This window comes from Mesorhizobium sp. M0904, assembly GCF_040319475.1.
In the GTDB taxonomy this organism is placed as follows: domain Bacteria; phylum Pseudomonadota; class Alphaproteobacteria; order Rhizobiales; family Rhizobiaceae; genus Mesorhizobium.
In genome coordinates this window covers 196,312-216,150 of sequence record NZ_JAMYOC010000004.1, presented here as the reverse complement: position 1 = coordinate 216,150, position 19,839 = coordinate 196,312, and the positions used below count along the sequence as shown (strand labels likewise).

General features: G+C 63.3%; 20 protein-coding genes. 4 read left to right on the top strand and 16 right to left on the bottom strand.

Annotated elements, in window-relative coordinates; translation table 11 throughout:
- The 3 genes from NKH80_RS06660 to NKH80_RS06650 are packed head-to-tail and all read left to right on the top strand — an operon-like array spanning position 1 to position 2,625.
- Positions 1 to 918 (top strand): ABC transporter permease subunit, encoded by a 918-nt coding sequence (locus NKH80_RS06660; RefSeq protein ID WP_352990365.1) that lies wholly within the window; start codon positions 1 to 3, stop codon positions 916 to 918.
- 4 nt (positions 919 to 922) lie between these two features.
- A complete protein-coding gene (locus NKH80_RS06655) occupies positions 923 to 1,798 on the top strand; it encodes an ABC transporter ATP-binding protein (RefSeq protein WP_023676824.1) in 876 nt (291 codons plus the stop codon).
- Positions 1,795 to 2,625 (top strand): dipeptide ABC transporter ATP-binding protein, encoded by an 831-nt coding sequence (locus tag NKH80_RS06650; protein WP_254816240.1) that lies wholly within the window; start codon positions 1,795 to 1,797, stop codon positions 2,623 to 2,625. The genes NKH80_RS06655 and NKH80_RS06650 overlap by 4 nt, the downstream gene beginning before the upstream one ends.
- 22 nt (positions 2,626 to 2,647) lie before the next feature.
- Here NKH80_RS06650 and NKH80_RS06645 read toward each other — a convergent pair whose 3' ends face one another.
- Positions 2,648 to 3,568 (bottom strand): LysR family transcriptional regulator, encoded by a 921-nt coding sequence (locus tag NKH80_RS06645; protein WP_352990362.1) that lies wholly within the window; start codon positions 3,566 to 3,568, stop codon positions 2,648 to 2,650.
- A 93-nt stretch (positions 3,569 to 3,661) separates the two neighbouring features.
- Here NKH80_RS06645 and NKH80_RS06640 point away from each other — a divergent pair, with 93 nt between their 5' ends.
- A complete protein-coding gene (locus tag NKH80_RS06640) occupies positions 3,662 to 4,534 on the top strand; it encodes an NAD(P)H-dependent oxidoreductase (RefSeq protein WP_352990446.1) in 873 nt (290 codons plus the stop codon).
- On the opposite strand, the gene NKH80_RS06635 is transcribed toward NKH80_RS06640, so the two are convergent.
- From NKH80_RS06635 to NKH80_RS06565, 15 genes are all read right to left on the bottom strand, one after another.
- Positions 4,465 to 5,757 (bottom strand): cysteine desulfurase-like protein, encoded by a 1,293-nt coding sequence (locus tag NKH80_RS06635; RefSeq protein WP_352506086.1) that lies wholly within the window; start codon positions 5,755 to 5,757, stop codon positions 4,465 to 4,467. The two genes, NKH80_RS06640 and NKH80_RS06635, sit on opposite strands and share 70 nt — an antisense overlap.
- A 71-nt stretch (positions 5,758 to 5,828) precedes the next feature.
- Positions 5,829 to 6,503, bottom strand: coding sequence for an amino acid ABC transporter permease (locus NKH80_RS06630; RefSeq protein ID WP_292656040.1), 675 nt, complete (start codon positions 6,501 to 6,503; stop codon positions 5,829 to 5,831).
- 108 nt (positions 6,504 to 6,611) lie between these two features.
- Complete coding sequence (locus tag NKH80_RS06625; RefSeq protein ID WP_352990359.1) at positions 6,612 to 7,403, bottom strand: ABC transporter substrate-binding protein; 792 nt, start codon at positions 7,401 to 7,403, stop codon at positions 6,612 to 6,614.
- A gap of 177 nt (positions 7,404 to 7,580) precedes the next feature.
- Positions 7,581 to 7,976 (bottom strand): RidA family protein, encoded by a 396-nt coding sequence (locus NKH80_RS06620; protein ID WP_254816235.1) that lies wholly within the window; start codon positions 7,974 to 7,976, stop codon positions 7,581 to 7,583.
- A gap of 73 nt (positions 7,977 to 8,049) precedes the next feature.
- Complete coding sequence (locus tag NKH80_RS06615) at positions 8,050 to 9,198, bottom strand: acyl-CoA dehydrogenase family protein (RefSeq protein WP_352990356.1); 1,149 nt, start codon at positions 9,196 to 9,198, stop codon at positions 8,050 to 8,052.
- Between the two features lie 237 nt (positions 9,199 to 9,435).
- Positions 9,436 to 10,248, bottom strand: a complete 813-nt coding sequence (locus NKH80_RS06610; protein WP_352990354.1) for an enoyl-CoA hydratase family protein — start codon at positions 10,246 to 10,248, stop codon at positions 9,436 to 9,438.
- Positions 10,245 to 10,715, bottom strand: coding sequence for a MarR family winged helix-turn-helix transcriptional regulator (locus tag NKH80_RS06605; RefSeq protein WP_254816232.1), 471 nt, complete (start codon positions 10,713 to 10,715; stop codon positions 10,245 to 10,247). Before NKH80_RS06605 ends, NKH80_RS06610 begins: the two co-directional genes overlap by 4 nt.
- On the bottom strand, positions 10,709 to 11,482 hold the full coding sequence (locus NKH80_RS06600; protein WP_352990351.1) for an SDR family NAD(P)-dependent oxidoreductase: 774 nt from the start codon (positions 11,480 to 11,482) through the stop codon (positions 10,709 to 10,711). The genes NKH80_RS06605 and NKH80_RS06600 overlap by 7 nt, the downstream gene beginning before the upstream one ends.
- Positions 11,479 to 13,773 (bottom strand): bifunctional salicylyl-CoA 5-hydroxylase/oxidoreductase, encoded by a 2,295-nt coding sequence (locus NKH80_RS06595; RefSeq protein WP_352990348.1) that lies wholly within the window; start codon positions 13,771 to 13,773, stop codon positions 11,479 to 11,481. The genes NKH80_RS06600 and NKH80_RS06595 overlap by 4 nt, the downstream gene beginning before the upstream one ends.
- A gap of 143 nt (positions 13,774 to 13,916) precedes the next feature.
- Positions 13,917 to 14,516, bottom strand: a complete 600-nt coding sequence (locus tag NKH80_RS06590) for a VOC family protein (protein WP_352990345.1) — start codon at positions 14,514 to 14,516, stop codon at positions 13,917 to 13,919.
- Between the two features lie 80 nt (positions 14,517 to 14,596).
- The gene (locus tag NKH80_RS06585; RefSeq protein ID WP_352990342.1) at positions 14,597 to 15,427 is read right to left on the bottom strand and encodes an ATP-binding cassette domain-containing protein; all 831 of its coding nucleotides are present in this window, start codon (positions 15,425 to 15,427) and stop codon (positions 14,597 to 14,599) included.
- A complete protein-coding gene (locus NKH80_RS06580) occupies positions 15,420 to 16,310 on the bottom strand; it encodes an ABC transporter ATP-binding protein (protein ID WP_352990340.1) in 891 nt (296 codons plus the stop codon). The genes NKH80_RS06585 and NKH80_RS06580 overlap by 8 nt, the downstream gene beginning before the upstream one ends.
- Positions 16,307 to 17,155: an ABC transporter permease gene (locus tag NKH80_RS06575; protein WP_352990337.1), complete on the bottom strand. Its 849-nt coding sequence runs from the start codon at positions 17,153 to 17,155 to the stop codon at positions 16,307 to 16,309. Before NKH80_RS06575 ends, NKH80_RS06580 begins: the two co-directional genes overlap by 4 nt.
- Positions 17,148 to 18,155: an ABC transporter permease gene (locus NKH80_RS06570; protein ID WP_352895780.1), complete on the bottom strand. Its 1,008-nt coding sequence runs from the start codon at positions 18,153 to 18,155 to the stop codon at positions 17,148 to 17,150. The genes NKH80_RS06575 and NKH80_RS06570 overlap by 8 nt, the downstream gene beginning before the upstream one ends.
- Before the next feature lie 64 nt (positions 18,156 to 18,219).
- Positions 18,220 to 19,746, bottom strand: a complete 1,527-nt coding sequence (locus NKH80_RS06565; protein ID WP_352990334.1) for an ABC transporter substrate-binding protein — start codon at positions 19,744 to 19,746, stop codon at positions 18,220 to 18,222.
- Positions 19,747 to 19,839 lie beyond the last annotated feature (93 nt).

Here is a 19,839-nt window from a genome sequence, read left to right as displayed (position 1 = left end):
ATGACCGACGAATCCGCCGCCGAAGCCACTGCTGCCTCCATCCCGACAGGCGGCAGGCAAAGGGCGTTTGCCGAGTTCTGGCATTACTTCTCGATGAACACCGGGGCCGTCATCGGTCTTGTCGTGTTTTCGGCGCTGGTGCTGGTGGCGATCTTTGCGCCGTTCGTCGCCCCGCATTCGCCCGACGAGCAGTTTCGCGATGCACTGCTGGCGCCTCCTGCCTGGCAGGAAAGCGGCAAATCGATGTTCCTGCTCGGCACCGATGCCGTCGGCCGCGACATGCTTTCGCGGTTGATCTTCGGCGCACGTTTTTCGCTGTTCATCGGCCTGGTGGTCGTCGTCTTCTCACTCACCAGCGGCATCGTGCTTGGCGTGCTCGCAGGCTATTTCCGCGGCTGGGTCGACACGCTGATCATGCGCATCATGGATATCATCCTGGCCTTCCCGTCGCTGCTTCTGGCGCTGGTGCTGGTGGCGATCCTCGGCCCGGGCCTGTTCAATGCCATGTTGGCGATCGCACTGGTGCTGCAGCCGCATTTCGCACGCCTCACCCGCGCCGCCGTGATGGCCGAAAAGAACCGCGAATATGTGATCTCCGCCAAGGTGGCCGGCGCCGGTCATCTTCGCTTGATGGTGAGGACGATCTTGCCGAACTGCCTGGCACCGCTGATCGTGCAGGCCACGCTGTCCTTCTCCAACGCTATTCTCGAGGCTGCGGCGCTCGGCTTCCTCGGTGTCGGTGCGCAGCCGCCGACGCCGGAATGGGGGACGATGCTCGCTTCGGCGCGCGAATTCATCCTGCGCGCGCCTTGGGTGGTGACCTTCCCCGGCCTTGCCATCCTGATCACTGTGCTTGCAATCAATCTGATCGGCGACGGCCTGCGCGATGCCTTCGACCCCAAGCTGAAGAGGTCATGATCCAATGCCTCTTCTCGAGATCAAGAACCTGACCGTTTCCTTCGACACCGCCGCCGGACCATTCATGGCGGTACAAGGCATCGACCTGTCGGTCGAACCGCGCGAGGTGCTGGCGATCGTCGGCGAATCCGGTTCCGGAAAATCGGTGGCGATGCTGGCGGTGATGGGGCTCTTGCCCAACACGGCGACGGTGAGGGCCGACCGCATGGCCTTCGACGGCATCGACCTGCTAAAGCTCGGCCCATCCGAGCGGCGCAAGATCGTCGGCAAGGACATTTCGATGATCTTCCAGGAACCGGTCGCCAGCCTCAACCCATGCTTCACCGTCGGCTTCCAGATCGAGGAGGTGCTGCGCTTTCATATGGGCATGGACCGTGCTCAGCGCCGGGCGCGCGCCATTGAACTGATGAAGCTCGTCGGCATCGCCGACCCTGAGGAACGGCTGGGCTCGTTCCCGCATCAGATGTCGGGCGGCCAGTGCCAGCGCGTCATGATTGCCATCGCCATCGCCTGCAATCCGAAGCTTTTGATAGCCGACGAGCCAACCACGGCACTCGACGTCACCATTCAGAAGCAGATCCTCGATCTGCTGGTCGGCCTGCAGGCCAAATACGGCATGGGCCTGATCATGATCACCCACAATATGGGGGTCGTTGCCGAGACCGCCGACCGTGTCATCGTCCAGTACAAGGGCCGCAAGATGGAAGAGGCCGACGTGCTGTCGCTGTTCGAATCCCCCAAGAGCAATTACACGCGCGCGCTCCTGTCGGCGCTGCCGGAAAACGCCGTCGGCGACCGGTTGCCTACTGTTTCCGACATGCTGTTCGAGCCGGCCCCCTCTGTAGTCGCAGCCCGATCCGCAGGAGGAACCGCCTCATGAGCGTGACGGTAGTCGAAGGCAAGAACATTGTGCGCGACTATCATGTCGGCGGCGGGCTTTTCCGCCCTTCCCGTACGGTTCATGCGGTCAAGGGTGTTTCGTTCAGCGTCGACAAGGGCAAGACGCTGGCCATCGTCGGCGAGAGCGGCTGCGGCAAGTCAACACTCGCCCGCATCATCACCCTGATCGACCCGGCGACCTCCGGCGAGCTTTTCATCGATGGCAAGAAGGTCGACATCGCGAGGGATGGTCTGTCGAAGGAAATGCGCCGCAAGGTGCAGATCGTCTTCCAGAACCCCTATGGTTCGCTCAATCCACGCCAGAAGATCGGCGATGTGCTTGGCGAGCCGCTGCTCATCAACACCGACAGCACGGCCGACGAGCGGCGCGATCTTGCCATGAAGATGCTGAAGAAGGTCGGTCTCGGCCCCGAGCACTACAATCGCTACCCGCATATGTTTTCGGGCGGCCAGCGCCAGCGCATCGCCATTGCCCGCGCGCTGATGCTCAACCCCAGTCTTCTGGTGCTGGACGAGCCGGTCTCGGCACTTGATCTTTCGGTGCAGGCGCAGGTGCTGAACCTGCTCGCCGACCTGCAGGACGAGTTTCAGCTGACCTATGTTTTCATCAGCCACGACCTGTCGGTGGTGCGCTACATCGCCGACGACGTGATGGTGATGTATTTCGGCGAGGCGGTCGAATACGGCTCGCGCGACGAGGTCTTCGCCGACCCCAAGCACAGCTACACCAGGACGCTGTTCGCGGCTACGCCGCGTGCCGACGTCGCCAGCATCAAGGCAAGGTTGGCGAAGAAGAAGGCCGCCTGATCCGGCGAGGTTTGCCGGCCGGCTACCGCTTCTCGATCCCCGGAATGCTGGAGATCTCCTCGACGAGAAAGTCGACCAGCAGCCGCACCCGGGCAATGCCCGCACGCTCCGGAACGATCAGCATGCTCAGCGGGACGGGAGGCGGAAAATAGCCCGGCATGACCACTTCCAGCCGGCCGGCGGCCAGAAGATCGTCGACAAGCCAGTGGTGGGCGGGTGCGATACCGCGTCCGGTGACAAGGGCTTCGCGCGCGGCAAGCCCATGGTCCACACGAAATCGCCCGCCAAAGGGCACCGCAAAGGTCTCGCCGCCCGGCCCCTGCAGGGTGAGCGTGTCGCTTCCCGCGATGTTCGACATCCGGATGCCTTCATGCGCAGGCAGACCCTGCGGGACAGCCGGTCTGCCCCGCGCCGCCAGATAGGCCGGCGCCGCCACCAGCAGACGCCGGGATTGCCCGAGCGCCCGCAGTTTCATCGAGCTGTCGGTGAGCGGACCGAGGCGAAGCGCAATGTCGACGCCCTCCCGCACAAGGTCGATGCGCTCGTCGGTGAGGCTAAGATCGATGCCGATATCGGGATAGCGGTCCTGAAAGGCGAAGATCAACCGGCTGACGTGCAAGACCCCGAGCGCCGCCGTGCAGGATATCCGGATCGTGCCGGCCGACGCGCCGCGCGTGCCCCGCGCCTCATCGCCGGCCTGCTCAACGAGGCGCAGGATCTGGACGCTGTCGGCATAGTAACGGCTGCCTTCATCGGTCATCGTCACACGCCGGGTGGTCCTGCTGAGCAAGGGCACTCCGACGGCCTCCTCGAGTTCTCGCAAATGCCGTGTGACCGTCGACTGCCCAACTCCGAGTTCGCGCGCCACCGCCGAGAGGCTGCCGCGCTCGGCGACGCGAACGAAGGTGCGCATGCGCTCGAGAGTGACGTCCGATCTATCCATTATTCGGCATAATCTTATACATTTCCTACATATAGTGGATCAGCCCGCGGCTGGCTACCTTTGGTGTCTATCGTCCTTCTTCGGAGTAGACCCATGAAAGTCCTGCTTGTTTTTGCTCATCCTGAACCGCGTTCGCTCAACGGCGCGCTGCGTGACGTCGCCATCAGGGAACTCGAGGCCCAAGGCCACGAGGTGCGGGTGTCGGACCTCTATGCCGACGGCTGGAAAGCCGAGGTGGACCGTGCCGACTTTCCGGCGTGGCCGCCCGAAGCACGCTTCCTGCCGGCCGGCGCCTCCAAAAAGGCTTTTGCGACCAACACTCTGACCGATGACGTCAAAGCCGAGATCGACAAGCTGCTATGGGCCGACACCCTGATCCTCCAGTTCCCGCTGTGGTGGTACGCCATGCCGGCGATCCTCAAGGGCTGGGTCGATCGCGTGTACGCCTACGGCTTCGCCTATGGCGTTGGCGAGCACAGCGACAAGCGGTGGGGTGACCGCTTTGGTGAGGGAACGCTCGCCGGCAAGCGCGCAATGCTGATCGTGACCACCGGCGGCTGGGAGGAGCATTATTCTGCCCGCGGCGTCAACGGCCCGATCGACGACGTGCTGTTCCCGATCAATCACGGAATTCTCTATTATCCGGGCTACGACGTGCTTCCGCCGTTCGTGGTTTACAGGGTGGACCGTTTTGGGGAAGCCGATTTCGAGCCTGTCGCGGAGCGGCTGCGCGAGAGGATGCGGACGCTCGAGACAATCCGGCCCATTCCTTATCGGCAGCAGAATGGCGGCGATTACCTGATCCCAAGCATGCAGTTGCGCCCCGGCCTGGAGAGCCCGGGTGCAACCGCTTTCGCGCTCCACCAGAACGGCGCAAGCGCAGCCGGACAGCCCGATCAGGACAGCCGGGCGATGACGGTACGCAGCGCCTCGCCGAAACGCCGAACTTCCTCAATCGTATTGTAATGCACCAGCGAGGCGCGGACGGCGCCGCTGTCCATGCTTAAGTTGAGCCGCTTCATCAGGCGCGGCGCATACATATGGCCGTCGCGAATGCCGATCTGCATCTCGGCCATTTCCTCGACGATCCTCTGCGGCGACAGCGTGCCGATGTTGAAACAGAAAGTCGGCACGCGCTCGCTGAGGCGTGCTTCGTCGGCGACACCATAGATCGTCGCGCCGCAACCCTTGAGCACCGCCAGCATTTCGCGCGCCAGCACCTGCTCGTAATCGCGGATGGCATTCATGCCGGCGACGATGTTGTCGCGACGCGACCGGTTATTCTCGGACAAGAAATTGCGGCCGATCGACTCGAGATAGCGCACCGCGGCATCCATGCCGGAGACGTTCTCGTAAATGAAGGTACCGGCCTCGATCTTGTAAGGCGGCTCGTCGGGGATGAAATCCTCGCGGAAGGTCGGCAAGCGCTTCAGTGTTTCGAAGCGGCCCCACAGGAAGCCCATATGCGGCGAGAAATTCTTGTAGCCGGAGCAGACCAGATAATCGCAATCCCAGGCCTGCACATCGATCAACCCGTGCGGGCCGTAATGCACGCAGTCTAGGAACACTTCGGCGCCTGCCGCATGCGCAATCCTAGCCACGGAAGCAACGTCGACAATCGAGCCGATCGAATGCGCCGTCACCGTGCAGGCGACGAGCCGGGTGCGCTCTGAGACCAGCGGGCGCAAATCGTCGACATGCAGATTGCCGTCCTCGCGCATCCGCCACCATTTGAACTTGGCGCCGGCGGGCGCCAGCGCCAGCCACGTCGCGATATTAGCGTCGTGATCCATGTCGGTGATGACGATCTCGTCACGCTCCCCGTTTGGGCGCTCGGAAAGCATCTGGCCGATGCCGAGGCTGACCAGGCGGATGAACGAAGTGGCGTTCATGCCGAAGCAGATCTCCGCCGGGTTGGTAGCGTTGATCAGCAAGGCCACGCTTTCGCGCGCGCCGGCCACTGCTTGATCGACGGTGACGCTGCGGCCATAGCGGCCGCCGCGCTGCACATTATGCGCGACCAAATGGTTGGTGACCGCATCGAGCACGCTTTGCGGGATCTGCGCGCCGGCGGCATTGTCCATGAAGACGAAGTCTCCGGCTTGCTGCAAGGCGGGAAACATGGCGCGGATCGTCTCGACCGGGAAAGCTGCGGCATCGCCGGTTTTCGAAATCTGATGCTGGTTCAAGCTCGTCTCCTGCGAAGTGCCTAACGGAAGTTGATATTCGGGGAATTGGCGGACGGAAATCGTTGGCGACCTCAGCGGGTCTTTTCGGTCTGGAAGCGGCGTTCCAGGAGGCTGACGAGTCGGACCATCGGCCAGAGAAAGATCAGATAGACCAGCGCCGCGCCGATCAGCGGTGAGGGATTGGCATAGAGCGATTGCGCGTTGGTCGCTTCCTTCAGCAGTTCAGGCAATGCTACCGTGGAGGCGAGCGAGGTGTCCTTGAACATCGACACGCAATTGCTGGTCATTGGCGGAATGACGACGCGGATCGCCTGCGGCAGCACTACCTTGCGCAAGGTCAGCAAGAACGGCAGGCCGAGCGCCTGCGCCGCCTCGAACTGGCCGCGCGGAATGCTCTCTATGCCGGAGCGGAACACCTCGGCCGAATAGGCCGCCATGATGATGGCGAAGGCCATCACCGCGGAAGTCCACGATGACAGGCGAATGCCGAGGAACGGCAGCGCATAGTAGATCAGGATCAGCACCACCAGCACCGGCATCGCCCGGAAAATGTCGATGTAGCCGACAGCCAGCAGCCGAAGCGGCTTTGGCGCATAGAGCCGCACTAGGCTGATCGCGAGGCCGACGGGAATACCGATGCCGATGCTCATGATTCCAAGCAGCAGGGTGTTCAGGAAACCGCGCAGCAGCGCCGGCAGGCTGGAGACCATGACGTCGGCGTTGAAGAAGGTGTCCAGCAGCGACATCGCAGCATTCCCGAAACGTTTGGCGTCCCGCGACGCTCGAGCCCAAGCCCGAAATCCGAAATCGTGCCGGCACGAAAGCCGGCACGACATTTAAGAGCGAACTGCCGCTCAGGCCTTCGGCATAGGCATTTCCTTGACGCTCGAGGAATCGGCCGGTGCGTCGCTGCCGAACCACTTCTTGTGGATCGCGGCCAGCGTGCCGTCCTTCTTCATCGCGGTCAGCGCGTCGTTCAGCTTGCCGAGCAGCGGGTGGTCCTTGGTCATCATCAGGCCGTACTGCTCGCCGGTCTTGATGCGCTCTTTTACGGCGAGATCCTTCATCCTGGTGAAAGAATATTCCAGGCCCGGAATATCGCTGACCGCCGCATCGACGCGGCCGGAGCTGAGATCGAGCAGCAAATTCTGCTGCGTGTCGTAGCCTTTGACGTCACTGAACCCGTCCGCCTCCTGGTGGGCCTTCACCCAGGCTTCGCCGGTCGAGCCGGACAGCACGCCGACGATCTTGCCCTTGAGGTCGGCCTCGGCTTTGATTGGGCTGTCGGCCTTCGCGGCGATGCCCATGTCGGAATCATAGTAGGGCTGCGTGAACGACTGAGACTTCAGCCGCTCCGGCGTGATGGTGATCGACGAGATGGCGACGTCGATGCGCTTCGAGGTGGTGGCGGCAAAAAGCGCCTGGAAACCGAGATCGGCGATGTCGGTGGTCATGCCGATACGCTTTGCCGCCTCATTGACGATGTCGACTTCGAAACCCTCGAACGTGCCGCTCTCGTTCTTGTATTCAAAAGGCGGATTGGTCGGATAGGCGCCGACATTCAGCGTGCCTTCGGCGTAGGCCGGGCCGCCGGCGATGCCGATCGCGGCAGCAACAAGAAGCAGGTTGCGACGGGTGAAGTTCATTTTCGTTCCCTCTGGTTGTGATCGGGCGGGTTTGGCCCCGCACGGTTTTGATGCGCCCAGTGACGGGACTGCCGGAAAGCCCTCCCGGCACGGCAGTCGTAAGACATCGGATGCTATCCAAAGTACGGCGCTTTTCAAGGCGAAAGTTTAAGCTTAAAAAATTGCCGCGTGTTGCCGTCACTCCGGAATAACCGCCGTGGCCTGGATCTCAACCTTGGCGCGATCCTCGACCAGCGCCATCACCTGCATGGCGGCCATCGCCGGAAAATGCCGGCCGATCACCTCGCGATAGACCTCGCCGATCCCCTTGAGATTGGCCAGATATTCCGCCTTGTCGGTAAAGTACCAGGTCATCGAGGTGATATGCTGCGGCTTGGCGCCGGCCTCGGCGAGCACGGCGACAATATTGGCCAGCGTTTGCCGCACCTGACCGACAAGATCATCGGTCTCGAAGCAGCCCTGTCCGTTCCAGCCGACCTGCCCGCCGACGAAGACAAGCTGCCCGCGCGCGGCGACGCCATTGGCGTAGCCGACGGGTTTCGCCCAGCCTTCCGGCTGCAGGATGGTGTGCATGTCAAAACCTCCCAATGCTCAAATCCGGTCGCTCAAAACTCGAGGACAAATCAATTTTGCGCAAACTGCTGTCTCAGCCCGCTCCCATCACTTGCCGTGCAATCACCACCTTCTGCACGTCGGACGCTCCCTCGTAGATGCGCAGTGCCCGGATCTCGCGATACAGTCTTTCGACGATATGGCCCTTGCGGACGCCGTCGCCGCCATGCAGCTGCACAGCCTTGTCGATCACCTCTTGCGCTTTGTCGGTAGCGAACAGCTTGGCCATGGCGGCTTCGCGGGTAACCCGAGCCGCGCCCATGTCCTTGGTCCAGGCGGCGCGGTAGACCAGCAAGGCGGCGGCATCGACATCCAGCGCCATGTCGGCGATATGGCCCTGCACCATCTGCAGCTCGGCCATCGGTGCACCGAACAGCTTGCGCTCGGCCACTCTTGTGATGCCTTCGTCCAGCGCGCGCCGGGCAAGGCCGAGCGCCGCTGCGCCGACAGTCGAACGGAATACGTCGAGCACCGACATGGCGATGCGAAAACCGTCACCGGGTTTGCCGATCAGCGCCGAGGCTGGGACGCGTGCATTGTCGAAAGATAGCCGGGCGAGCGGGTGCGGCGCGATCACCTCCAGCCGCTCGGCGATGGTCAGCCCCTCGGCCTCGGAAGGCACGACGAAGGCGGAAAGCCCCCTGGCGCCGGGCGCCTCGCCGGTACGGGCAAAGACAACATAAAAGTCAGCGATACCGCCGTTGGAGATCCAGGTCTTTTCGCCGGATAGGTGATAGCTGTCGCCGTCACGCGCGGCGGTCATTTCCATATTGGCAACGTCCGAGCCCGAACGCGGCTCCGAAAGCGCGAAAGCCGAAATCGCCTTGCCGGCCCGTGTCTTCGCCAGCCAGTGCTGCTGGTCTGGCGTGCCGAACAGGCTGAGCGCGCCAGTGCCGAGCCCTTGCATGGCGAAGGCGAAATCGGCCAGCCCATCATGGCGGGCCAGCGTCTCGCGCGTGAGGCAGAGCGTGCGCACGTCGAGCGGCCCGGGGCTTTCCGTGTCGAGCGCCGTTGGTTTCAGCCAGCCGTCTTGGCCGAGCTTCGCCACCAGCTCGCGACAGGCGGCGTCGACATCGTCATGGGCGACCGGCAGGTTTTTCCCGCACCAGGCATCCAGCTCTTCGGCGAGTGCGCGGTGTCGGTCCTCGAAGAACGGCCAGTTGAGGAAGGACCGATCAGGCATTTCTGCCTCCGCTATGCTTCGGGCCTCGCGCTCTACGGCGCCCCCCTCTGGCCTGCCGGCCGTCTCCCCCTCTAGGGGGGAGATTGGCAGCTTGGCCAGCAGCGCCTTTCCTGCGACGCTGGCGAATGGCGAAACCGGCGGTGACATCCGATCTCCCCCCAAGTGGGGGAGATGTCCGGCAGGACAGAGGGGGGCGCTGTCCCGCGAACCTGTCGGTCTTTATCGAAGCAAACATCCTCAATTCCCCTCGAACACCGGCTTTTCCTTGGCGACGAAAGCCTCGTACGCCCGTTCGAAATCGCGTGTCTGCATGCAGATCGCCTGCGCCTGCGCTTCCGATTCGATAGCCTGGTCAAGCCCCATCGACCATTCCTGATTCAGCTGCGTCTTGGTCATGCCATGGGCGAAGGTCGGGCCGGAAACGACGCGCGCGGCCATGTCGAGCGCGTCGGCCTCTAGCGTTGCGGCATCGACCAGCCGGTTGTAGAAGCCCCAGCGCTCGCCTTCCTCGGCGCTCATCGTGCGGCCGGTATAGAGCAGCTCGGCGGCGCGGCCCTGGCCAATGATGCGCGGCAGGATCGCGCAGGCGCCCATGTCGCAGCCGGCAAGGCCGACGCGGGTGAACAGGAAAGCCGTTTTGGCCTGTGGCGTGGCGATGCGGATATCGGAGGCCATGGCGATGATTGCGCCGGCGCCGACCGCCACGCCGTCGACCGCCGCAATAATCGGCTTGCCGCAATTCAGCATCGCCTTGACGAAATCGCCGGTCATGCGGGTGAAGGCGAGCAGCGCCTTCATGTCCATCTTGACCAGCGGCCCGATGATTTCATGGACATCGCCGCCCGAGCAGAAATTGCCGCCATTGGGAAGGAACACCACCGCATCGACATCGTCGGCATAGACGAGATCGCGAAAAGTGTCGCGCAATTCGGCATAGCTGTCGAAGGTCAGCGGGTTCTTGCGCTCCGGCCGATCGAGCCGGATTTTTGCGATCTTGCCTTCGACCTGCCAGAGGAAATGCTTCGACTTGCGGCCAGCCATCTTCGTCATTCCCGTCCCTCCCAATTGCTGCGGAAGGAGGTCAGCATGCCGGTCAGCCGGCGCGCCTCGTCCTCGCTCACATTGCCCAGCAACTCGCCGACCCATTTTTCATGCGCGGCGGCGATCACGGCGAAAGTCTTCGATCCCTCTTCCGTCAGCCGCACCATCGAAGTGCGGCGGTCGCCATTGCGTCGGGCCCGCATCACCAGCCCTTCCGAGACCAGCCGGTCGATGATGCCGGTGACATTGCCGTTGGACACCAGCAGGAAGCGCGAAAGATCGCTCATCAGCATGCCTTCCGGCGCGCGGTAGAGCGCGGCCATCACGTCGAAGCGTGGCAGCGTCGTGTTGAACTCTTGCCGCAGGCGTTCGCGCAGCTCGGCCTCGATGGTGCGCGAGGCGCGCAGCAGGCGAATCCACAGCCGCAGGCGATCCTTGCCGGGTCCGGACGGGGCGGGTAGGGGACCGGCTACCATGTCTCACCTCCGGAGATCGACATCGTCTGCCCGGTAATCGACCGGGCGGCGTCGCCACACAGATAAAGTACCGCGGCCGCAATTTCCTCCGGCTGGATGAAGCGGTCTTGCGGGTTGGTCGCGGCAAGGCTTGCCCGTGCCTGCTCGGACGAGCGGCCGGTCGCTTCGACGATGCGCTGGACGGCGCTCTCCAGCATCTCGGTTTCGACAAACCCTGGGCACACGGCATTCACTGTTATGCCGGACTTGGCGGTCTCGACGGCGAGTGCCCGCATCAGGCCGACGACGCCATGCTTGGCGGCAACGTAAGCTGAGACATAGGGATAGCCTTTCAATCCGGCGGTGGAAGCGACGAAGATGATACGGCCAGTCTTGCGCACTGCCATGCCGGCCAACGCCGGCTTCACCGTCAGGAACGCACCAGTCAAGTTGACGTCGAGCGTGCGCTGCCAGTCTGCCAGCGAGGTCCGCTGCGCCGGAGCACTGCCGGACATGCCGGCATTGGCAACGACGATGTCGAACGCTCCGCGTGCCGCTTCCGCGGCCTCGTAGAGCGACGCCATCGATGCCTCGTCGGTGACGTCGGCGGCAATGGCGAAGATGCGTTTGTTCTCGGCGGCGACCTCGGCAAGCGGCTCCACGCGCCGGCCGCAGATGGTCACGTTAATGCCCGCGCCGGCCAGCGCCAGCGCGATCGCGCGGCCGACGCCGGAGCCGCCGCCGGTGACCAGCGCATGACGCCCCGAAATCGTCGCCGTGGCACTCATACCTTCAACCCCGCTGCCGCTTCGCGCTCGGCCAGCCGGTAGAGCTGGTCGCGGCCGGGCAGATAGGGATCCGGCCATTTGACGCCGCGATCGCCAAGCGTGACGGCCGCGTGCAGCGTCCAGTACGGATCGGCAAGATGCGGCCTAGCCAGTGCGACGAGATCGGCGCGGCCCGCCATCAGGATCGAGTTGACGTGGTCCGGCTCATAGATATTGCCGACCGCCATCGTCGCCATGCCGACCTCGTTGCGGATGCGATCGGAAAACGGCGTCTGGAACATGCGGCCATAGACCGGTCTTGCCACGGCCGAAGTCTGGCCGGCCGATACGTCGCAGATGTCTACGCCGGCCTCATGCAGCAGCCGCGCGATCTCTACGGCATCGGCCGGCGTCACGCCTTCGATGCCCAGCCAGTCATTGGCGGAGATGCGCATCGAGATCGGCTTCTCGGCCGGCCACGCGGCGCGCACCGCATGAAAGATTTCCAAGGGATAGCGCATGCGGTTTTCCAGCGAGCCGCCATAGGAGTCGGTGCGCCGGTTGGTCAAGGGCGTGATGAAGGAGGACAGGAGATAGCCGTGCGCGGCGTGGATTTCGAGCATGTCGAAGCCGCAGCGCGCCGCCATCTCGGCCGAAGCGACAAACTGGTCGCGCACCATATCCATGTCGGCGCGGTCCATCGCCTTCGGCACCTGGTTTTCCGGCGACCACGGCACGGAAGAGGCTGCCATGACCGGCCAATTGTCTGAGGGCAGCGGCACGTCGGTTCCCTGCCAGCCGAGCCTGGTCGACCCCTTGGCACCGGAATGGCCGATCTGGGCGCAGATCTTGGCCTCGGTCTCGGCATGGACGAACTCGACCAGCCGCTTCCAGGCGACCTCATGCTCGGGCGCATAGAAACCGGGGCAGCCAGGCGTGATGCGGCCCTCCGGGCTGACGCAGGTCATCTCGATGTAGAGGAGGCCGGCGCCGCCCTTGGCCCGTTCGGCGTAATGGGCGAAATGCCAGTCAGTCGGACAGCCGTCGACCGCCTTGTACTGCGCCATCGGCGAGACGACGACGCGGTTCTGCAGCGCCATGCCGCGCAGCCGGAACGGCGCGAACATTGGCGCGCGACGCAGACTGTTGCCGCCGGCACCGGCCTGACGCTGGAACCATTCCTCGGCGCCGGCCAGCCATTCGGCATCGCGCAGCCGCAAATTCTCGTGACTGATGCGCTGCGAACGCGTCAAAAGCGAATAGTTGAACTGCACCGGATCGAGGCCGAGATAGCGCTCGACCTCCTCGAACCATTCGAGCGAATTGCGCGCCGCCGACTGCAGCTTCAGCACTTCGGTGCGGCGGGCGTCCTCATATTTGCGGAAGGCTGCTTCGAGGTCCGGTTCGGACTCGACATAGTCGGCCAGCGCCACCGCGCTTTCCAGCGCCAGCTTGGTGCCGGAACCGATCGAGAAATGCGCGCTCGCCGCCGCGTCGCCCATCAGCGCTAGGTTCTTGTAGGACCAGCGTTCGCACAAGACGCGCGGGAAACTGATCCACGCCGAGCCGCGGATATGATTGGCGTTGGTCATCAGCGCGTGGCCGCCGAGATGACGGGCAAAGATGCGCTCGCAGACGGCAATGGATTCCTGCTGCGACATCGCGCCGAAGCCGAAGCGCTGCCAGGTCTGCTCGCTGCATTCTACGATGAAGGTCGCGGTATCGCTGTCGAACTGGTAGGCATGCGCCCACACCCAACCATGCTCGGTTTTCTCGAAGATGAACGTGAAGGCGTCGTCGAATTTCTGGTGGGTGCCGAGCCAAACGAACTTGCATTTACGGATGTCGATATCGGGCTTGAACACGTCGACGAAGGTGCCCCGCGCTTTCGAGTTTAGCCCGTCGGCGGCGACAACCAGGTCGTGCGTCTCGATAAACGGCTTTGGATCGGCGATGTCGGTTTCGAAGACCAGCTTGACGCCGAGCTCGCGCGCCCGCCGTTGCAGCAGGGTGAGCAGCCGCTTGCGGCCGATGCCGCAAAAGCCATGACCGGTCGAGACCGTTCGCACGCCGTCATGGATGACGGCGATATCGTCCCAATAGGCGAAATGCTTGCGGATCCAGACGGCGCTGACCGGGTCGTTTTTGGTCAGGTTCTCCAGTGTTTCGGCCGACAGCACGACGCCCCAGCCGAATGTATCATCGGCACGGTTGCGCTCGAATACCGTGACCTCATGCGCGGCATCCCTGAGCTTCAGCGAGATTGCAAAGTAGAGCCCGGCTGGTCCGCCACCGAGAACCGCAACTTTCATCGTGCGATCTCCTCTTCGCTTCTGTCTGTCGAGTTTACGCCTGAAGTATATTAATTCAAGCTTGAAGTTTCAGGATTGAAACAATCCGCCTCAGAAACCAAGTCTGCCGGCAGTCGGCTTGCGCGGGCCAGGAAAGCTCCGGGCTATTTCTCCGGGTTCTTCGGGCTCCACAGCACCGTCTCCGCATCTTTTTCATAGGCCATGCCATTGGGATAGCTGATCGCTTCCAACTGCAAGCCCCAGGGCGCCTGGAAGTAGAGGATGGTCTGGCCGGCGGCCGGGCCTTCGGTAACCGGCAGCGGCCCCATCCGCGTCTTGACGCCTTTGCCGTCAAGATAGGCTTTTGCGGCGGCGGTGTCGTCGACATAGAAGGCGATGTGGAAGCCGCCTATGTCGCTGTTGCGAGGCGTCAGGTCCTTCTGGTCCGGCGCGGTATATCTGAACAGCTCGATGTTCGACCCGTGTCCGCAGCGGACCAGGGTGATCTCCTCGATCACTGCCTTGGGATCGACGCCCAGCAGATCCTGCATGAACGTGCCCTTGTCGTCGGCGAACGGGCCGAACGACATCGCCTTCTTGCAGCCGACCACCTCGGTAAAAAACTCGACGGCCTGCTGCATGTCGGGGACGGTGACGCCGGTGTGGTCGTGGCCACGCATGCCGGGTATCGAATCAGCCGAGGCTGCTCCCATCGAGCCGGCCAGAGCGGCGGCAAGCATCGTGTTTCTGATTGCGTATTTCATTCCAGTTCTCCTCCGTTTCGCGAGCTGACTTGTCGGCGCACGTCCGAGGCCCGCTCTTCGGTGTGCGAGTAGGAATGTGTTCATCCCGGCGCCTTTGCGGCGGGAAGCAGCCAGGCGTCATCGATCTCGGGCAGCGGAATGGCGGCAAGGAGGTCGCGCGTGTAAGCCTGCTGCGGCTTCTCGAACAAAGTATCCGTCGCACTGGCTTCGACGATCGCGCCTTCGCGCATGACGATCACTTGCCGGCAGAGCCGCCGGATCACCGACAGGTCGTGGCTGATGAAGGCAACGGTCAGGCCCATCTCGGCGGCGAGTTTTTCCAGCAGCGTCAGGATCTGTGCCTGCGTCGACACGTCGAGGCCTGAGACGATTTCGTCGGCCAGCACGAATTTCGGCGACAGCGCCAGCGCGCGAGCAATGCCGACGCGCTGGCGCTGGCCGCCCGACAATTCATGACGATAGCGGCTGGCGAAGCCTTGAGGCAGGCCGACGCGCTGAAGCGCTTCAGCAACTCGGGCTTTCAGATTGTCGCCGAGGCCATTCTGTTTGAGTGGTGCGGCGATGATGCTGGCGATGGTGCGGCGTGGGTTAAGCGACGACATCGGGTCCTGGAAGATCATCTGCAGATCGCGGCGCACGGGCCGTAGCTCCGCCTCAGGCAGATGCGTGATGTCGCGGCCGTCGAAGCTGACGCTGCCGGCGCTGGGCTCCAGCAGACGCACCAGCGCGCGGCCGAGCGTCGATTTCCCCGACCCGGATTCGCCGACGATGCCGGTCACCGATCCCCTGGGCAGATCGAAGTCCAGGCCTTTCAGGATCTCGGCCAGCGGAGCGCGGCCAAACAACGGCTTGCGCGACATGTCGGGTAAGGCAACCTTCAGCCCGCGCACGGAAAACAGCGGCTCAGCCATGCGGGTGCCTCCAGGCCTGATCGGCGGCGGCGATCTCCGCGGCTAGCCCGGCCAGTACCGCCTCGTCCACGGGTTTCAGCGAAGCGAGGGGATCGGTGTAGCGCGGCGTCGCGGCCATCAGCGCCCGCGTATAGGGGTGCTGCGGGGCAGCGAAGAGAGCAGCCGTCTCGGCCTCCTCCACCACCTTGCCGGCGTAGAGCACTGAAACTTTCTGGCTGATCTTGGCGACGACGCCGAGATCGTGGGTAACGAACAGGATCGCCGTGCCATGCTCGCGCTGCAATTGCGCGATCAGCCGCAAGATCTGCATCTGCACGGTCACGTCGAGCGCCGTGGTCGGCTCGTCGGCGACGATCAGCCTTGGTTCGGCTGCGAACGCCGCGGCGATCAGCACGCGCTGGCGCATGCCGCCGGACAGCTCGTGCGGATAGCATTTGAGGACACGCTCGGGGTCGCGGATCTGCACCTCGTCCAGCAATTGGCGGATGCGTGTATCGGCCTTCTCACCGCTCCAGCCGAGGATGCGCACCAGCCGGTCGGTCATCTGTGGGCCGATTCGCCGTGACGGATTGAGCGCGGTCAGCGGGTCCTGCGGGATCAGCGCGGTGCGCGCGCCGATCAGCGTGCGCCTTGCCTTCGGCTGAAGCTTGCCGAGGTCCTCGCCCTCGAGCAGCATGTCGCCTTCGACAATGCGCACGCTGGGTGGCAGCACGCCGAGCACCGCCTTGCCGATCATCGTCTTGCCGGCGCCGCTCTCGCCGACCAGCGCGCGGACCTCGCCGGGTTGAACGGAAAGCGATACCGAGCGCAACACGCGCAAGCCATTAGGCAGCACCGCGCTAAGGTCGCGTATGTCGAGGCAGGATTTCGCCAGCGCGTTCATCGCAGCACCGGATCGAAACGTGCCCTGAGACCTTCGCCGAGCTGGCTGAACGACAGCACCGTGAGGATCAGGGTGACCAGCGGGAACACCAGCACCCACCAGGCCTGATGGATCGATAGGCGACCCTCTGCGATGATGCCGCCCCAGGTCGGGTCGTCGGTCGAGATCGATAGATTGACGAAGGACAGGATCGCCTCGACGATGACGGCAATGCCCATCTCCAGCGACAGCAGCGCCACGATCGACGGCACCACATTGGGCAGCACTTCGCGCAGCATGATGCCGATGCGGCCGTAACCGGCGATGCGGGCGTTGTCGACATAGTCCATGCGCGACTGGCCCATCGTCTCGGCGCGGATCACCCGGCAGAAGCGCGTCCAGTCGATGACGGCAATGGCAATGATAACCGAGCTCAAGCCGGTGCCGAGCACAGCGACCAGAAGGATGGCAAACAGCACCGGCGGAAACGCCATCCAGACATCGACGATACGCGAGATGATGCGGTCGGCCCAGCCGCCGAAATAGCCGGCGATCAGCCCCAGCGTCGAGCCGACCAGGCAGGCGGCAAGGGCTGCCGCGAAGGCGACGATGAAGGCGATGCGGGCACCGAAGATCAGCCGTGACAGAAGATCGCGGCCGAGGCTGTCGGTGCCGAGCCAGTAGCCGGGCTCAGCACCGCTCAGCCAGAACGGCGGCAGCCGCTCCAGCATCAAATCCTGCGCCAGTGGGTCCTGCGGCGCGACCAACGGCGCAAAAATCGCGGCCAGCAGCCCAATCAGCAGCCAGCCGCCGGCCAGCCACAGGCGTGCCCGCGAGCCATGTCTTGAAATGCGGGCCTCATCCATGGCGCAGCCTCGGATTAAGCAGCGCATACATCATGTCCACGCTGAGGTTGATCAGCACGAACAACAGCGCGAACACCAGCACGATGCCCTGGATCAGCGGCAGGTCGCGGTTGATGACGGCATCGATCGCCATGTTGCCGAGACCCTCATAGGAAAATAGCCGCTCGACGATGACCGTGCCGCCGATCAGGAAGGTGAACTGCACGCCGACCAGAGTGAGCGTCGGCAGGGCGGCGTTCTTCAACGCCTCGCGCAGGATGACCTGCGTTTCCGAAAAGCCCTTTACCCGCGCCAGCACGACATAGTCGAGGTCGAGCACTTCCTTCAGCGATTGTTTCAGCAGCTGCGAGATGATCGCGGCGAGTGGCAGCGCCAGAGCCACGGCCGGCATCAGCATATGCGCCAGCAGATCCTTGGTCAGGTCGAAGCGCAGCCGCACGATGCTCTCGAACAGATAGAACTGCGTGACGAAGGGCAGATCGAGTTGCGGCGACACCCGGCCGGAAATGTCGAAAACCGGCACCAGCACGCCGAACAAAAGGATCAGCACCAAACCCCACAGGAAATCGGGAATCGAGAGCGCCGCACCGCTGGCGATGTCGATGCCAGCCTCGACTGCGGTGCCGCGTTCGCGCGCGCCGAGGATCGCCGTCGTGCCGCCGATCGCCAGCGCCATCAAGAGCGCGATGATCGCGAGTTCCAGCGTCGCCGGCAGGCGGTTGAAGACCAGGCCCAGAACATCCTGCCGGAGCGAAATCGAAGTGCCGAAATCGCCCCTGACGACACCTGCCAGCCAGATGAAAAATTGCTGGACGATGGTCTTGTCCAGCCCGTAAAGCGCGCGCAGACGCGCGATGTCGGCATCGGTTGCACCGGGCGGCAGCATCATCGCGATCGGATCGCCTGGCGCGACACGGATGACGACGAAGACGACGACGGCCACGCCGAAGAGCGTGATCGCCATCGTCAGAAGACGGATCAGGAATCTTTGCAGCAGCATGGTCGCCCGTGACAGAAAATGCGCGCCGTCGTTCCGGACGGCGCGCGGCAAGCCGAAGACTGTCTCAGGCCGGGCTCATCAGCGCCGGCAACAGCGCGCCCGACACATGCTGCACGACATTGACGCCCTTGGCATGCACGATCGGCTGCGCATACTGGATCAGCGGCAGTACATAGGCCTGCTCGGCAATGTACTTGTCGACGGCCTTCCAGCCGGCAATGCGCTTGGCCTCGTCCTTCTCGCCCCACAGCGGGTTGATCATGTCGATCAGATCCTGGCTGTCCCACACCGAATGCGGGCTCGGGCCATACATGGCAAAGCCGGTCGAGGTGGTCGGGTCGCCGATGGCGTTGCCCCAATTGTAGAAGGCGGCCGGCGCCAGCTCGTCGGCGGCGCGCAACTCATAGTGCTTGGCGATCTCGTAGACCTCGATCGTCGCCTCGATGCCGACCTTGCGCCACATGCCGACGATCGCCTGGATCATCTCGTAGTCCTTGGGCTTGAAGCCCTTGGTCGTCTGTATCGTGAACTTGACCGGCTTTTCCGGCGAATAGCCGGAGGCGGCCAGCAATTCCTTGGCCTTTTCCGGGTTATGTTCGGCCTTGATCGACGCATCGTAGGCGGCGTATTCCGGCGTCTCCAGCGTATCGATAGGCTGGCCGTAACCGCACAGCAGCCGGTCGACCAAAAGCCTTTTGTCGACGGCCATCACCGCTGCCTGGCGCACGTTCTTGTCCAGCATCACGTCGATGTCGTTGAAGAAGATCATGCCGATGTCGGAAACATTCTTGCATGAGCCGGCAAGTCCGTCCTTGCCGATCAGGCGGTCATATTCCTCATAGGGGAGTTCGAGAGTCACCTGCGAGGAACCGGACTCGATCTCGGCGACGCGGCTCGCCGCATCGGTGACGAACTTGATGGCTACGTTTTCGAAGGCCGGCTTGCCTCCCCAGTAGTTCGGGTTGGCCTTGAGCCGCACGAAGGCGTTGCGCTCGAATTTGTCGACCATATAGGGCCCGGTGCCGATCGGGGCTTTCTCAAAACCCTCGGCTCCGACCTTTTCGTAATACGCCTTCGGCATGATGTAGCCGGTGAGGAACGACATCCATTTGAAATACACCGGGTCGAATTGCACGACGTCGCCGGTGATCTTGTTGCCGTCGATCTTGAAGTTGTTGACGTTCTTCCAGACGAACTGGATCGGGTTGCCGGTCTTTTCATCGCCCGCCCGCTGCAGCGACCAGACCACGTCTTCGGCCGTGAACGGCGAGCCGTCATGCCAGGTGACGCCCTCGCGCACCGTCATCATGATCTTGCTGCGATCCTCGTTCCAGCCCCACTCGGTGAGCAGGCCGGGCGCGAAAGAAAGATCCGGCTTCTGCGGGATGAACTGGTCGAACACCGATTGGTAGAGACCCTGGATGGTCGGGTTGACCGCCGAAGGCCCGGTGGTCGGGTCCCAGGACGGCAGGTTGACGTTGTAGGCGATAGTCAGTTCGCCGGCAGCCTTGGCGATTTGCGGCAGGCCGAGCGCCGTGGCGCCAAGTGCGGCCGCGCCGTATCCGAGCAATTCTCGTCTGTTGATTGTCATGGTCGTTCCCCTGTTGCTTTTATGCGCGGTGTCGTTGTCAATCGGTGGGTTCAGGCTCCTTGGGCAACCGCGCCTTGTCCTCCTTCACCCTGG

What these genes read in the sequence shown, in the direction of transcription:
- NKH80_RS06660 (WP_352990365.1), top strand. Translation starts at nt 1, where the DNA reads ATGACCGACGAATCCGCCGCCGAAGCCACTGCTGCCTCCATCCCGACA.
- NKH80_RS06655 (WP_023676824.1), top strand. Translation starts at nt 923, where the DNA reads ATGCCTCTTCTCGAGATCAAGAACCTGACCGTTTCCTTCGACACCGCC.
- NKH80_RS06650 (WP_254816240.1), top strand. Translation starts at nt 1,795, where the DNA reads ATGAGCGTGACGGTAGTCGAAGGCAAGAACATTGTGCGCGACTATCAT.
- NKH80_RS06645 (WP_352990362.1), bottom strand. Translation starts at nt 3,568, where the DNA reads ATGGATAGATCGGACGTCACTCTCGAGCGCATGCGCACCTTCGTTCGC.
- NKH80_RS06640 (WP_352990446.1), top strand. Translation starts at nt 3,662, where the DNA reads ATGAAAGTCCTGCTTGTTTTTGCTCATCCTGAACCGCGTTCGCTCAAC.
- NKH80_RS06630 (WP_292656040.1), bottom strand. Translation starts at nt 6,503, where the DNA reads ATGTCGCTGCTGGACACCTTCTTCAACGCCGACGTCATGGTCTCCAGC.
- NKH80_RS06625 (WP_352990359.1), bottom strand. Translation starts at nt 7,403, where the DNA reads ATGAACTTCACCCGTCGCAACCTGCTTCTTGTTGCTGCCGCGATCGGC.
- NKH80_RS06620 (WP_254816235.1), bottom strand. Translation starts at nt 7,976, where the DNA reads ATGCACACCATCCTGCAGCCGGAAGGCTGGGCGAAACCCGTCGGCTAC.
- NKH80_RS06615 (WP_352990356.1), bottom strand. Translation starts at nt 9,198, where the DNA reads ATGCCTGATCGGTCCTTCCTCAACTGGCCGTTCTTCGAGGACCGACAC.
- NKH80_RS06610 (WP_352990354.1), bottom strand. Translation starts at nt 10,248, where the DNA reads ATGACGAAGATGGCTGGCCGCAAGTCGAAGCATTTCCTCTGGCAGGTC.
- NKH80_RS06605 (WP_254816232.1), bottom strand. Translation starts at nt 10,715, where the DNA reads ATGGTAGCCGGTCCCCTACCCGCCCCGTCCGGACCCGGCAAGGATCGC.
- NKH80_RS06600 (WP_352990351.1), bottom strand. Translation starts at nt 11,482, where the DNA reads ATGAGTGCCACGGCGACGATTTCGGGGCGTCATGCGCTGGTCACCGGC.
- NKH80_RS06595 (WP_352990348.1), bottom strand. Translation starts at nt 13,773, where the DNA reads ATGAAAGTTGCGGTTCTCGGTGGCGGACCAGCCGGGCTCTACTTTGCA.
- NKH80_RS06590 (WP_352990345.1), bottom strand. Translation starts at nt 14,516, where the DNA reads ATGAAATACGCAATCAGAAACACGATGCTTGCCGCCGCTCTGGCCGGC.
- NKH80_RS06585 (WP_352990342.1), bottom strand. Translation starts at nt 15,427, where the DNA reads ATGGCTGAGCCGCTGTTTTCCGTGCGCGGGCTGAAGGTTGCCTTACCC.
- NKH80_RS06580 (WP_352990340.1), bottom strand. Translation starts at nt 16,310, where the DNA reads ATGAACGCGCTGGCGAAATCCTGCCTCGACATACGCGACCTTAGCGCG.
- NKH80_RS06575 (WP_352990337.1), bottom strand. Translation starts at nt 17,155, where the DNA reads ATGGATGAGGCCCGCATTTCAAGACATGGCTCGCGGGCACGCCTGTGG.
- NKH80_RS06570 (WP_352895780.1), bottom strand. Translation starts at nt 18,155, where the DNA reads ATGCTGCTGCAAAGATTCCTGATCCGTCTTCTGACGATGGCGATCACG.
- NKH80_RS06565 (WP_352990334.1), bottom strand. Translation starts at nt 19,746, where the DNA reads ATGACAATCAACAGACGAGAATTGCTCGGATACGGCGCGGCCGCACTT.